The sequence below is a fragment of the Kitasatospora sp. NPDC029312 genome (genome assembly GCF_055569215.1).
Map to the genome: position 1 here is coordinate 29,610 of NZ_JBVHXY010000010.1, position 14,078 is coordinate 43,687.

Annotated in this window: 10 protein-coding genes; 7 read left to right on the forward strand and 3 right to left on the reverse strand. The window is 74.3% G+C overall.

Annotated elements, in window-relative coordinates:
- Positions 1–60: 60 nt before the first annotated feature.
- The gene (paaN, locus tag ACZ4WV_RS11020) at positions 61–1,761 is read left to right on the forward strand and encodes a phenylacetic acid degradation protein PaaN (RefSeq protein WP_465745072.1); all 1,701 of its coding nucleotides are present in this window, start codon (positions 61–63) and stop codon (positions 1,759–1,761) included.
- A 165-nt stretch (positions 1,762–1,926) separates the two neighbouring features.
- Positions 1,927–3,414 (forward strand): FAD-dependent monooxygenase, encoded by a 1,488-nt coding sequence (locus ACZ4WV_RS11025; RefSeq protein WP_465745074.1) that lies wholly within the window; start codon positions 1,927–1,929, stop codon positions 3,412–3,414.
- A 60-nt stretch (positions 3,415–3,474) separates the two neighbouring features.
- On the opposite strand, the gene ACZ4WV_RS11030 is transcribed toward ACZ4WV_RS11025, so the two are convergent.
- Positions 3,475–4,041: a CGNR zinc finger domain-containing protein gene (locus ACZ4WV_RS11030; RefSeq protein ID WP_465745076.1), complete on the reverse strand. Its 567-nt coding sequence runs from the start codon at positions 4,039–4,041 to the stop codon at positions 3,475–3,477.
- Positions 4,042–4,295: 254 nt separating this feature from the next.
- On the opposite strand from ACZ4WV_RS11030, the gene ACZ4WV_RS11035 reads away from it, so the two are divergent.
- The 5 genes from ACZ4WV_RS11035 (at position 4,296) to ACZ4WV_RS11055 (ending at position 11,144) form a co-directional block, all read left to right on the forward strand.
- Positions 4,296–6,458: a S53 family peptidase gene (locus ACZ4WV_RS11035; RefSeq protein WP_465745078.1), complete on the forward strand. Its 2,163-nt coding sequence runs from the start codon at positions 4,296–4,298 to the stop codon at positions 6,456–6,458.
- A gap of 375 nt (positions 6,459–6,833) precedes the next feature.
- Positions 6,834–7,907 (forward strand): XRE family transcriptional regulator, encoded by a 1,074-nt coding sequence (locus ACZ4WV_RS11040; RefSeq protein WP_465745080.1) that lies wholly within the window; start codon positions 6,834–6,836, stop codon positions 7,905–7,907.
- A gap of 202 nt (positions 7,908–8,109) precedes the next feature.
- A complete protein-coding gene (locus ACZ4WV_RS11045; RefSeq protein WP_465745082.1) occupies positions 8,110–8,580 on the forward strand; it encodes a VOC family protein in 471 nt (156 codons plus the stop codon).
- Positions 8,581–8,672: 92 nt separating this feature from the next.
- Complete coding sequence (locus ACZ4WV_RS11050) at positions 8,673–9,584, forward strand: pyridoxamine 5'-phosphate oxidase family protein (RefSeq protein WP_465745084.1); 912 nt, start codon at positions 8,673–8,675, stop codon at positions 9,582–9,584.
- 249 nt (positions 9,585–9,833) lie between these two features.
- A complete protein-coding gene (locus ACZ4WV_RS11055; protein WP_465745086.1) occupies positions 9,834–11,144 on the forward strand; it encodes a peptidoglycan-binding protein in 1,311 nt (436 codons plus the stop codon).
- Positions 11,145–11,150: 6 nt separating this feature from the next.
- Here the strand turns inward: ACZ4WV_RS11055 and ACZ4WV_RS11060 are convergent, their stop codons facing one another.
- Both ACZ4WV_RS11060 and ACZ4WV_RS11065 read right to left on the reverse strand, forming a co-directional pair.
- Positions 11,151–11,906, reverse strand: coding sequence for a TrmH family RNA methyltransferase (locus tag ACZ4WV_RS11060; RefSeq protein ID WP_465745089.1), 756 nt, complete (start codon positions 11,904–11,906; stop codon positions 11,151–11,153).
- Positions 11,907–11,958: 52 nt separating this feature from the next.
- Complete coding sequence (locus ACZ4WV_RS11065) at positions 11,959–14,070, reverse strand: FUSC family protein (protein WP_465745091.1); 2,112 nt, start codon at positions 14,068–14,070, stop codon at positions 11,959–11,961.
- Between the last annotated feature and the right edge of the window lie 8 nt (positions 14,071–14,078).

Consider the following 14,078-nt stretch of genomic DNA (forward strand, 5'->3'; position numbering starts at 1 on the left):
CCGACCGATCGTTCGGTTACCCTGTGACGTGTCCCGTCCTCCCTCCTGAGGAGCGCACAGATGTCCGCAGCGGTCACCCACCCCCTCGTCAGCGAGCTGGTCGAACGCCACCAGGCCACCCTGGACGCCGCGCTCGCCGCCGCCGCGAAGCGCGACTACTGGTCCCCGTACCCCGAGTTCCCGAAGGCCTACGGGGAGACCGGCCCGGCGGACGGCAAGGCCGCCTTCGACGCCCTGCTCGGCAAGCCCTTCGTCCTCCACGGCCACCCCACCGACGGCGACCAGGTCGGCGGCGAGGCCTCCCCGTACGGCATCGAGCTGGGCATCACCTACCCGCACGCCGGCCCGGACGCGCTGATCGCCGCCATGCTCGCCGCCCGGCCCGGCTGGGCCGCCGCCTCCCCGAAGGAGCGCGCCGCCGTCTGCCTGGAGATCCTGCACCGGATCAACGCCCGCTCGCACGAGTTCGCCCAGGCCGTCATGCACACCACCGGCCAGGCCTACGGCATGGCCTTCCAGGCCGGCGGCCCGCACGCCCAGGACCGCGGCCTGGAGGCCGTCGCCTACGCCTACGCCGAGCAGACCCGGCTGCCCGAGCGGGCCGGCTGGACCAAGCCGCAGGGCAAGCGCGAGCCGCTGGTGATGACCAAGGAGTTCACCGTCGTCCCGCGTGGCCTCGCGCTGCTCATCGGCTGCAACACCTTCCCCACCTGGAACGGCTACCCGGGCCTGTTCGCCTCGCTGGCCACCGGCAACCCGGTGCTGGTCAAGCCGCACCCGCGGGCCGTGCTGCCGCTCGCGCTGACCGTCGCCGTCGCCCGCGAGGTGCTCACCGAGGCCGGCTTCGACCCCAACCTGGTCTGCCTGGCCGCCGAGCACGAGGGCGGCACCGTCGCCCAGACGCTGGCCGTGCGGCCCGAGATCAAGATGATCGACTACACCGGCTCGACCACCTTCGGCGACTGGCTGGAGGAGAACGCCCGGCAGGCGCAGGTCTACACCGAGAAGGCCGGCGTCAACGCGGTGGTCATCGACTCCACCGACGACTACAAGGGCATGCTGGGCAACCTGGCCTTCGCGCTCTCCCTCTACAGCGGCCAGATGTGCACCACCCCGCAGAACCTGCTGATCCCGCGCGGCGGCATCAGCACCGACCAGGGCGACAAGTCCTTCGACGAGGTGGTCGCCGACCTCGGCGCCGCCATCGAGGCCCTGCTCTCCGACGACGCCCGCGCCGCCGCCATCCTCGGCGCCGTGGTCAACCCGGGCGTGCTCCAGCGCTCGGCCGCCGCGGCCGGCGGCGAGTACGGCGAACTCGCCCTCGCCCCGCGCCAGGTGACCTCGCCCGACTTCCCCGGCGCGACGCTGCGCACCCCCGCGCTGATCAAGCTCGACGCCGACAAGCCGGACGACCGCTCGGTGTTCCGCAGCGAGTGCTTCGGCCCGGTCTCCTTCGCCGTCGCCGTGGAGTCCACCCCCGCCGCCGTGGAGCTGCTGCGCACCACCGTCCGGGACAAGGGCGCCATGACCGCCTCCGGCTACACCACCTCGCCCGAGGTGGAGGCCCTGCTGGTCGAGGCCGCGCTGGACTCCGGCGTCTCGCTCTCGCTCAACCTCACCGGCGGGGTCTACCCCAACCAGACCGCCGCCTTCTCCGACCTGCACGGCACCGGCGCCAACCCGGCCGCCAACTCGGCCTACTGCGACGGCGCCTTCGTCGCCAACCGGTTCCGCACGGTGGAGATCCGCCGCCACAGCTGAACCGCCGCCACAGCTGATCCGGCGCACCGGTGACGCCGGCCCCCGGTGGTCCTCGGGCCACCGGGGGACCGGCGGTTCACAGCACTCGCGGGGCCCGGGATGATGGAGGCTGGGAGAACGCCGGAAACGGCGTCCAACCGCCCTCCGAACCCCGGGAGCTGATACATGACCGTGAAGCCGACGACCGATACCGACGTCATCATCGTCGGCGCCGGACCGACCGGACTACTGCTGGCCGGCGACCTCGCCGCCGCCGGGGTCGGCGTCACCGTCCTGGAGAAGCGCACCGCCGAGTCCAACCTCACCCGGGCCTTCGCCGTGCACGCCCGCACCCTGGAACTGCTGGACGCCCGGGGCCTGGCCGACGAACTCATCTCGACCGGCCGCCCGCTCGGCTCGCTGCGGATGTTCAACCGCGTCGCGATCGACCTCGGCACGCTGCCGACCCGCTTCCCGTTCGTCCTGATCACCCCGCAGTACCACGTCGAACGGCTGCTGCAGGGGCGCGCCGAGCAGGCCGGCGCCGTCATCCTGCGCGGCGCCGAGGTCACCGGACTGCGCCAGGACGCCGAGGGCGTCACCCTGGAGACCGGCGACGGGCGGACCCACCGCGCCCGCTACGCCGTCGGCACCGACGGCGTCCGCTCCGCCGTCCGCGAGCTGCTCGGCGTCCCGTACCCCGGCGAGGCGGTGGTCGACTCCGTGCTGCTGGCCGACGTCCGGCTGGAGCGCGAACCCGCCGACGCGATCGCCGTCGGCGCCAACAAGGCCGGCTTCTCCTTCATCGCCCCGTTCGGCGACGGCTGGTACCGGGTCATCGCCTGGGACCGCAACGAGCAGCACCCGGACGGCAGCGCCCCCACGGCCGAGCAGCTCACCGCGATCGTCCGGGCCACCCAGGGCGAGGACTACGGGCTGCACGAGGTGCGCTGGAGCTCCACCTTCCACAGTGACGAGCGCCAGGTCCCCGACTACCGCTCCGGCCGGGTCTTCCTGGCCGGCGACGCCGCCCACTGCCACTCCCCGGCCGGCGGCCAGGGCATGAACACCGGCCTCCAGGACGCCGCCAACCTGTCATGGAAGCTCGCCGCCGCCCTCCGGGGCCGGGCCACCGACGCCCTGCTCGACACCTACCAGGCCGAGCGGCACCCGGTCGGCAGGACGGTGCTGCGCACCTCCGGCGCGCTGATCCGGATCGCGCTCGCCGAATCCGCCCCCACCCGCGCCCTGCGCGGGGCGCTCACCGCGCTCGGCAGCCACCTCGACCTGCTGAGCGAGCGCGGCGCCCGGATGGTCTCCGGCATCGAGATCTCCTACCCGGCCCCCAAGGGCGCCCACCCCCAGGTCGGCAAGCGCGTCCCGGACCTGCGGCTGACCGCGCTGAGCAAGCCCGAGGAAGGCGCCCCGGCCGCCCCCGAGCGGCTCTACGAGGCGCTGCGCACGGGGGAGTTCGTGCTGGTCAGCAATGACGAGCTGGCCGCCGCGGCGCCCTGGGCGGACCGCATGGTCTCGGCCGCCCCCGCCGACCCGCACGGCAAGCTGGCCGACACGGTGCTGCTGATCCGCCCGGACGGCTACGTCGCCTGGGCCGCCGTCGACCCGGGTCAGCGCGAGCTCACCGACGCCCTCACCGCCTGGCTGGGCTCCGTCTGACGAGTGGTCGGCGGGCGCGGCAATGCCACCGCGCCCGCCGACCCTTCGTTCGGTCGTCCGTTAACCCCGGGCCTTCACGTAGTGCCGCGCGGCCTTCGCCCGGTTCCCGCAGACCGCCATCCGGCACCAGCGCCGGCGCCCGTTCTGCGAGGCGTCGAAGAAGTGGAGGATGCACGCCTCGTGCGCGCACTGCTTCACCCGGTGCGCGCCCTGCCCGAGCAGCGTGAGGAAGTCGTCCGCCGCCAGCCAGGGCGCCAGCCACTGCGGCCGGTCGGTCTCCACCCGGTCCTCGGCGCCGCCCGGCCCGGCCGTCCGCCGGATCCGCCCGTGCGCCAGCACCGCGTCCAGCCCCTCCCGCACCGGCAGGCTCAACTCCCCATGCTCGCGCGCCTCCTGGGCCGCGCGGGCGATCGTCTCACGGGCCTGGCGGATCGCTTCCAGCCCGGCCTCGTCGGCCGTGCAGCGCCCGCTCAGCCCGTTGGAGGAGAGCCAGATCCCGTACTCCTCGACGCCGGTGAGCAGGTCGTTGACGGGCGTACCGGCCCAGCGCGTGTTGAGCAGGTCGAGCGCGAGCGGCTCCCCGATCAGCGGTCGCGGGTCCCTCGGGTCCGCCGTCACGTCAGTCATCCCTCTCCCTCGGCTCGGCCCGATTCTACGTCCGCGCCCCGCACCGCGAATTGGTATGGACCGACGCCGGAATTCCGGACATTCACTGTATGGAACCGCGGGCTTTTCGGGCGTCCACACTTGACTGTTTTTTAGCAATGAATTGCTAGATCATGATCCTCCCGGCTTGCCTCTTCTGACATGTTCTAGCCAGCGTTCCGCTCCGGAACGCCTGGCCCCTTGCCGGCCCCCACAGCCGGCCAGAGGAGGATCCGTTGCGCCCCCGCACCCTCGCCCTCGCCGCGGCGATAGCCGTCCTGCCGCTGACCGCCGTCTCGCTCGGCGTCTCCACCGCGCAGGCCGCCCCCACTCCGCACGCCACCCCGCGCGTCGCCCTCCCGAACACCGTGAACCCCGCGGTGGCCCACTCGGAGAAGAAGGGCGACGTCCCCGCCGAGCAGCAGATCTCGGTGGCCGTCAGCCTCAAGCTGCGCAACGCCGACGCGCTCGACCGCTTCCTCGCCGCGGTCACCACCCCCGGCTCCCCGCAGTTCGGCCAGTACCTGACGCCGGAGCAGTTCACCGCCCAGTTCGGGCCGACCCAGCAGGACGTGGACCAGGTCAAGGCCTACCTGACCGCCCAGGGCCTGACCCTCGGCGACGTCAGCGCCAACCGCCAGGTGGTCAACGCCCACGGCACCGCCGCGCAGGTCTCGCAGGCCTTCGGCACCCACGAGAGCTCCTACCTGGACCCGCAGCTGCAGCGCGCGTTCTTCGCCAACGACGCCGCCGCCTCGATCCCCGCCGACCTGGCCTCCGTGGTCCAGGGCGTGAGCGGCCTGGACAACCACGCGGTGCGCAAGAACCGCATCGCCAAGCCGAACTCGGTCACCCCGAACGCCGCCTCCGCCACCCCGAGCGGCATGAGCCCGGCCCAGTACCAGGGTGCGTACAACCTCGACAAGACCGGCGCCGACGGCACCGGCACCACGGTCGCCCTCTGGGAGTTCGACGGCTACACGTCCTCGGACCTGACCACCTACGACTCGCAGTACGGCCTGACCGGCCCGGCCGTCTCCACGGTCTCGGTGGACGGCGCCAACTACGACTCCGCGCCCGGCCAGGGCCAGGGCGAGGTCGAGCTGGACAGCGAGATCGTCCGCGGTGCGGCCCCCAAGGCCACCCAGCTGGTCTACGAGGCGCCCAACAGCGACCAGGGCGAGATCGACATGGCCAACAAGATCGTGGCCGACAACCGGGCCTCGGTCATCTCGATCTCCTGGGGCTCCTGCGAGCCGGACACCACCGCCGCCTCGATGACCGCGGTCGACAACGCCTTCAAGCAGGCCGCCGCCCAGGGCATCTCGATCTTCTCCGCCTCCGGTGACGACGGCTCGCGCGACTGCACCCGCTCCACCAGCGGCTCGACCGTCAAGGCCGTCGACTTCCCGGCGTCCAGCCCGCACCAGACCGGTGTCGGCGGCACCAACCTCAAGGTCACCAGCTCCAACGCCTACTCCTCGGAGAGCGCCTGGAGCACCGCCGGCGGCGGCGTCTCCACCGTGTTCAGCAAGCCGACCTGGCAGACCGGCACCGGCGTCAGCGGCACCATGCGCACCGTCCCTGACGTCGCCTCCAACGCCGACCCGCAGAGCGGCTTCGCGATCTACACCGCCGGCGCCTGGCAGGTCTACGGCGGTACCAGCGCGGCCGCGCCGCTGTGGTCCGGCTACGCCGCCCAGTTCAACCAGAAGGCCAAGGCCGCCGGGCAGCCGGTCCTCGGCGAGGCGAGCCCGCGGCTCTACTCGGTCGCGAACACCGCCGGCTCCGGCGCGTTCCACGACGTGACCACCGGCGCCAACCAGGACTTCTCCGCCAAGTCCGGCTACGACCAGGTCACCGGCTGGGGCTCCCCGGTCGCCGACGCCCTGACCACCGCCCTGCTCGGCGGCAGCAGCGGGACCACCCCGCCGCCCGGCGGCTGCACCGCCACCCAGCTGGTCGGCAACGGCGGCTTCGAGACCGGCACCGCCGCCCCCTGGACCACCTCCTCGGGCGTCGTCGACAACAGCTCCTCCGAGGCGGCCCACGCCGGCAGCTGGAAGGCCTGGCTGGACGGCTACGGCAGCACCCACACCGACACCCTGTCGCAGACCGTTTCGGTCCCGACCGGCTGCACCGCCGCGACCCTCACCTTCTGGCTGCACATCGACACCGCGGAGACCGGCAGCACCTCGTACGACAAGCTGACCCTCCAGGCCAACAGCACCACGCTGAAGACCTGGTCCAACGCGAACGCGGCCGCCGGCTACGTCCAGCAGACCGTGGACCTGACCTCCTTCGCCGGCCAGACCGTGACCCTCAAGTTCACCGGCGCCGAGGACAGCTCCAACCAGACCAGCTTCGTGATCGACGACGTCGCGCTGAACGTCAAGTGATCACCGGCCGGTAGCTCCACCCCGAAGCTCCACCCGGAAGCTCCACCCCGAAGCTCCACCCGGAAGCTCCACCCAGGGGCTCCACCGGGGCAGCACCACCGTGACCCCCGCCGGGGCGGCGCCGACAGGGCCCGCCCCGGCGGTGTCCGTTCCCGCCCGGGTGCGCTCCCCGTCGCCGGGTTCCAGCCGTGTTTCCGGACTGTTTCAAGATCGATAACCATATCGTCCACCTGTCGTGACCACTGTCATACGCACGACTGATGACGTAGCCTCTCGACCGTGCATAGGGTTCCCCAAAGCTCGGTGAAGCCGCTGGCGGCGCGCTCCGGCGCCGACCCGGTGCCACCGAACTCACCTGGTGGGGAGGGTCACCGCATGGCCGCACAGCAGCCTTCGGACGCCGCGCGGCTGCGGCTGGTCGGATCGCGTACGGAACGTCCCGACCCGGGCGACCCCGCGTCCCCGGCCTCAGCCCCGTCCCCGACCTCAGCCCCGACCTCAGCCCCGACCCCGCCCCCGGCTCCGTCTCCCGGACCGTCCGCTGGACGCCCCGCCCCGGCCGGCGGCTTCGCGGACGCCCTGAACCTGGCCATCGAGGCCAGCGGCCTCAGCCTGGACCGCATCCGCGCGGCACTCGCCGGGCGCGGCGTCCGGGTCAGCGTGACCACCCTCAGCTACTGGCGCCGCGGCCGCAGCCAGCCCGAACGGGCCAGCTCGCTGCGCGCCGTCCACCTGCTGGAGGAACTGCTCGGCCTGCCGCACAGCTCGCTCTCCTCGCTGCTCGGCCCGCCGCGTCCGCGCGGCCGCTGGGCCGCCGCCGCCACCACCAGCCACCTGGGGCTGGAGGACGTCTGGCCGGGCGAGCAGGAGATCGCCGCGATCTTCGCCGAGCTGGACGCCCCGCCGGCCGGCGAGCTGGAGCGGCTGAGCATCCACGACTCGTACTACGTGGACGCCGAGCGGCGCGCCAACCTGCTGCGGATGCGCCAGGTGGTGCGCGCCACGGTCAGCGGGGTCGGCCGCTGCCTGGTCGTGCACAAGGCCGACGAGGAGGCCACCGGCTGCCCCGAGATCACCTCGGTCCGGCACGGCCGGCTCGGCCGGGTCCGCCGCCGGCCCGAGGTCGGCCTGACCGTCGCGGAGCTGATGCTGGACCGCCCGCTCGGGCTCGGCGACAGCACGGTCTTCGAGTACGAGGTGGAGATCCCACCGGGCGGCCCGACCATGGAGTACAGCCGCCGCTTCGCCACCCAGGTGCGCGAGTACGTGCTCCAGGTGCACTTCGACCCGGCGGCCGTCCCGGTCCACTGCGAGCGCTACGACCGCGAGCCGGGCGCCGACGTCGACCACCGCCGTGAGCAGCTGTGGATCGGCGCCTCGGCGAGCGCCCACGTCCTGGCCCCGGACCAGCAGCCCGGTCACATCGGCATCCGCTGGGAGTGGGCGTAGCCCTCCCGCCCCGCCGCCCCCGAAGGCTCCAACTCCTGACGCCCCGTCGGTACGGTCCGGCGGGGCTTCGGCGTTCCCACCCCAAAACCTAACCGCTTCAAGCCACCCCACTGGTTGACGCCCCATTACCTAACCCCTAGTCTCGCTTAAGCCGGTTAGGGGAGCGACCCGCCGGACCAACCAGCCCCGGGAGTGACCGAGCATGTCCAGCACCACCCAGCTCCGCACGCTGCAGACCGGCCACGTGGGCCTGAACGTCACCGACCTGGCCCGTTCGATCGACTTCTACCGCGCCGTCCTCGGCCTCGAGGTCGCCCACGAGAGCACCGACCCCGAGCGCCGCTACGCCCTGCTCGGCCGCGACGGCCGCCTGGTCGTCACCCTCTGGCAGCAGAGCACCGGCGCCTTCGCCACCGCGGCGCCCGGCCTGCACCACCTCTCCTTCGAGGTCGAGAGTCTGGACGAGGTGCGTGCCACCGAACAGCTGCTGCGCGAGCTGGGCGCCGAGTTCGCCTACGACGGCGTCGTCCCGCACCGCGAGGGCTCCGCCTCCGGCGGCATCTTCTTCACCGACCCGGACGGCATCCGGCTGGAGGTCTACACCCGCACCGGGCTGGACGCGACGGAGGCCGAGGCCCTTAACACCGACGCCCCGACCTGCGGCTTCTTCTAGGACCCGCCGACCTGAAGCCGGCCACCGGTGTGCCACGGGGGTGCACACCGGGCGAGCCGAGAGACGAGCCGAGGGACGATCCGAGGAGCACCATGACGACCGCCAGCACGCCCTACCACGCCGGCGAGCGGGCCGCCCAGGCCCGGGCCGGTCTGACCGAACGGGCCGACCACGCCGGCCGCTCGATCCGCAGCACCATCCCGGCGGTCGCCGCCCGCTTCCTCGCCGAGCGGCGGACGCTGGTGGTCGGCGCCGCCGATCCCGACGGCCGGATCTGGGCCACCCAGCTGACCGGCCCGGCCGGCTTCCTACAGGCTCCCGACGAGCGGACCCTGACCATCGCCACCCGCCCGGCCGGAGCCGACCCGCTGGCCGAGGCGCTGACCCGCCCGGCCCGGGTCGGCACCATCGCCCTGGACCCGGCCGGCCGCCGCCGGATGCGGCTCAACGGCCGCTCGACGCCGAACGGCCGGGGCGGGCTGACGGTCCACGCCGAGGAGGTGGTGTCCAACTGCCCCAAGTACATCCAGCGCCGCACCCCGCTGGACCGCCCGGGCGCGGGCGCGCCCCGCACGGTGGCGGCCGGCCCGGAGCTGTCCGTGGCGCAGCGGCTGGCCGTGGCCACCGCCGACACCTTCTTCATCGCCACCGCCGGCCCGGACGGCAGCGTGGACGCCTCGCACCGGGGCGGCTTCCCCGGCTTCCTGGAGGCGGTCGGGCCGGATCGGGTGCGCTGGCCCGAATACCGCGGCAACAGCATGTTCATGACGCTCGGAAACCTGGAGCTCGACCCGCGGGCCGGCCTGCTGCTGCCCGACTGGGAGACCGGCCGAGCCCTGCTGATCACCGGCGAGGCGCGCGCCGACTGGTCCGAGGAGGCCCGGGAGGCCGCCCCGGGCGCCGAGCGGATGGTCGAACTGACCGTCACCGACGTGCTGGAGCTGGCCGACGCCACCCCGCTGACCTGGACCGACCCCGAGTACTCCCCGGCCAACCCGCACTGATCGCCCGTCAGCCGACCACGCCGGGTCCGCCCTGGCGCTACCCGCTCCGCCCCACCCGCGGGCCGAACGACCGTCACCCGCCCGGCCCACCCGCCGCGCCGCACCGCGCCCGCTTTGGGACTTTGGACCCGGTACCACGCGGATCCGGCCCGGGAAGGTCCCCGGAAAGAGCAGCGGAAAGGCCACTGGAGGCCACTGCTGTCCCGCCGTCAGGCCGGACCGGGAGAGACCGCAGGAAAGAGGCGGAGCATGACCGTGACCGACCCCCTCTCCTCGCTGCCGGAGTTCGACGAGATCGAACCGGAGGAGGACTGCATATGCGGAGGCTGCAGCGCGCGCCGGCGCGCCCGGCTGCACGCCGCGCCGGTCCACGAGGGCGGCCACGCCGCGGCCCGCAGCCTCCGCCGCCGGGCCGCCGTACTGATGGCCGCCGTCGGCACCGCGATGGGCGGCGGGACGGCCGCCGCCACCGCGCCCGGCCCGGCCCCGGGCGGCAGCAGCACCGCCCAGCCCCCGCGCACCCCCCAGGGCGAGGTCGGCGGACCGTACGGCGAGGACTCCGCCCCCCGCGGGCTCGCCGCCCAGCCCGTCACCCGGGCGCAGATCATCCAGCGGGCCCAGAGCTGGATCGACCAGGGCGTGCCGTACAGCATGAGCCGCTACTGGTCGGACGGCTACCGCCAGGACTGCTCCGGCTTCGTCTCGATGGCCTGGGGCCTCGGCACCAGCCAGACCACCTGGACCCTGCCGGACTTCGCCGAGCGGATCGGCAAGAGCAACCTCCAGCCCGGCGACGTGCTGATCTACGACAACCCGGCCAGCCCGCAGGCCGGATCGCACGTGACGATCTTCGGCGGCTGGACGGACTCCTCCCGCAGCCGCTACGTCGCCTACGAGCAGACCGCGCCCGGCGCCAGGAAGCGCGCCACCCCGTACGCCTACTGGAACAACTCGGCCTCCTACGTCCCGTACCGCTACACCGGCCTGTCCGGCGGCGACGCCGGCGGCACCGCCGCGGACGCCTTCCCCGGCGCGGACAAGTTCGGCCCCGGCGCGGACAACGGGTACGTCACCAGGCTCGGCCGGATGCTGGTGCAGCGCGGCGGCGGCCGCTTCTACTCCGAGGGCCCGGGCCCGCGCTGGGGCGAGGCCGACCGCCGGGCCACCCAGGCCTTCCAGCTGGCCCAGGGCTGGCGCGGCAGCGAGGCCGACGGCCTCCCCGGCAAGGACACCTGGGACTACCTGGTCCACGGCAAGGGCCGCGACATCGCCGCTGCCACCCCGCTGCCACCCCCGCCCCCGGCGCCGCCCGACACCGGGGTGCCCGCCTTCCCCGGTCCCCAGCACTTCGGCCCCGGCCAGGTCAACGACCACGTCCGGCTGCTCGGCGAGCAACTGGTCCGCAAGGGCTTCGGCGGCTCGTACGACACCGGCCCCGGCCCGGCCTGGACGGAGAGCGACCGGCGGGCCGTCCAGGCCTTCCAACTCGCCCAGGGCCGGCGCGACGCCGAGGCCGACGGCTACCCCGGTCCGGACACCTGGCGCGCGCTGTTCTCCTGACGCACCTCAGCGCTTGCCGGACTGCCAGTGGAACAGCCCCATCGCGACGCTGGTCGCCAGGTTGAAGCTGGACACCCCGGGCTGCATCGGCACCGCGACCAGCCGGTCGGCGCGGGCCTTGAGCTCCGCCGAGACCCCATGCCGCTCGGTGCCGAAGGCCAGCAGCGCGTCGTCCGGGAACGGCAGGTCCCGGATGTCCGTGCCCTCCGGGTCCAGCACGAACAGCGGCCCGTCCGGCAGCTCCGGCAGGCTCAGTCGCTCGACGGCGGTGGCGAAGTGCAGGCCCGCGCTGCCGCGCAGCACCGTGGGGTGCCAGGGGTCCAGGTCCCCGGTGGTCACCACCCCGGTGGCGCCGAACCCGGCCGCCAGCCGGATCACCGCCCCCACGTTCCCCAGGTTGCGCGGATTCTCCAGCACCACCACCGGCGCCCGGCGCGGCCGGTGCTCCAACACCGCACGGTTGGCCCCGGCGGACGGCCGGACGGCCAGCGCGATCACCCCGGTCGGGTGCAACCGGGGCGCCAGCACCCGCAGCCGCGCCTCCGGCAGCTCCACGGCGAGCCCGTCCAACGCCGCGACGACGTCCCCGGCCAGCTCGCCGCCGAGCGCCAGCAGCGCGGCCCGATCGGCCGTCAGCACCAGGCGGACGTCCCCACCGAAGCGCAACGCGTGCTTCAACGCGTGGAACCCGTCCAACAACACCGCCCCGGGCTCCCGCTCAACCGCCCGCCACGCCCGCACCAGCTCCTCGTCGTCTCCCATGCCGCCCACTCTGCCACCCCGCCCCGCACCCACCCCCTCACCCCCGAGCCCCCTACCGCTCCTCCGAACTCCCCCGCAACGCCCGCTCCAGATCCCGCAACGCCACCCCCAGCAACCGCGTCCCCTCCCCCACCACGTCCCGCTGCACCCCCGCCGGCGCCTCCGCCAGCCGCTCCTCCAGCCGGTCCTGCGCCTCCCGCACCGCCCCGAACTCCACCGGCCGCCCCGTCAGCAGCGCCCCCGCCGCCAACGCCGTCGCCAGCCGCAGCTCCTCCGCGTACTCCGCCGCCCCGGGCACCGGATCCGCGTCGGCAGCCGGGAGGTGCGCCTCCAGCAGCACCGCCGCCCGCCCGAGGTGCCCGATCGCCGCCCGGGCCCGGTCGATCTGGCGCCTGGTCACCCCGGCCAGCCCGGACTCGTGCCGCCCCGGTTCGGCGTCGGCCCGCTGCATGGCCTGGATCAGCTCGGCCCGCGCCTCCCGCGAGTCCAGCAGCGCCGAGCGCACCGTCCGCTCCCGCGCCCGCGCCGGCTGCTCGTAGCAGGCGACCACCGCCGCCGCGTAGCGCCCGGCCGCGGCCAGCCACTCGGCGAGCCGCTCCCCGAGCCGGGCGGTCTGCCAGGTCGGGAACAGCGCGTAGGTCAGCAGCGCCACCGAGCCGCCGAGCAGTGTCATCCCCACCCGTTCGAAGGCCGTCCCCAGCGGGTTCCCGGCCTGCAGCCCGAGCAGGAACACCACGTACGAGGAGATCCCGACCGTGGTCAGCGCGTACCCCGTCCGGAACGCGAGGTAGGAGCCGCCGATGCACAGCACCGCCAGCGCGGCCAGCACCCATTCCCCGGGGTGGGCGAGCTGCACCACCAGCGTCGAGACGGTGACCCCGACGACCGTCCCGGCCAGTCGGGCGACACCCCGGCTGTACGTCTGGGCGAAGTCCGGCCGCATCACCATCGCGGCCGTCATCGGCGCCCAGTACCCGTGGTGGAACCCGGCCAGCCGGGCCAGCACGTAGGCGACGGTGACCACCCCGGCCAGCCGGACGGCGTGCTGGAAGACCGCCGACCGCGGGTGCAGCTGCCGCCGCACGGTGCGCAGCGCGACCGGCAGCATCCGGCCGATGGACGGCTTGTGCAGCGCCCCGCCGGCCCCGACCACCGGCGTGGTGATGGTGTCCTCGTCGTTGCGGTCCAGCGTGTCCGCGGCCTTGCGCAGCAGCCCGCCGAGCCGCCGGGCGGAGCGCCGGGCCGCGCCGTGCAGCCGCGGCCCCTCCTCCGGCCCGGCCAGGGTGAGGGTGGGCGCCGAGCGGGGGAGCCGGACGGGCTCGCCGCTGCGGATCGCCCGCGCGAGGGCGTCCATCACCTCGGCGGAGGCCGCCAGCACCTCGCGGGCCCGGTCGCGTTCCGGCCCCTCCTCGGGGGCGCCCACCCCGGGGTCGGCGAGGGCGGCGAGGGTGGGCCGGACGCGCTCGGCGATGCCGCGCAGGCCGCGCAGTTCGGCGGGCCGGTGGCGGTCCTGCCAGGGGGTCAGGGCGGCGGCGCTCCGGGCGGTCATGAACGGCGCCGGGTCCACGTGGGCGGTCGGGTCCTGTCGCAACCGGCGGGCGTAGTCGGCGAGTTCGGCGTAGGTGTCGGCGAGGGCGCCCCGGTGGGCGGTCCAACTCCCGATCGGCCACAGGGTGATGACGACGGCCTGGACGACTCCACCGAGCGCCGCGACCAGCCCGTGCTGGAGCGCGGCGAGCACGCTGATCGGCAGCTGGACGACGATCAGCATCACCGACACGGTGTTGGCCGCGACCACCCCGGCGGTCGGCCCGATCGCCCAGGCCAGCCCGGCACCGAAGGCCCACACCGCGAGCAGTACCGGGAACAGCCCGGTGACCCCGACGGCCAGGTACCCCAGGAAGGTGCTGACGCCGAGTCCGGCCCCGGCGGCGACGGCGAGGCTGGCCCTCGGCCGAAAGCTGCGCTGGAAGGTCGCCGCTCCGGCGATGAACGCCCCCATCGCGGCCGAGGTGGCGAGCCCCACCCCGCCGAGCGCCAGCGTCGGGAACAGCACCACCGCCACGGCGACCGCCCCGCGAGCGGCCCGCTTGGGGTCGGTGAGCGCCCGGTCCAGGGTGAGTCCGGTCCGCGCGGTGTCGCGTAGGGCGGCGAACCAGGACATAGCGCCAT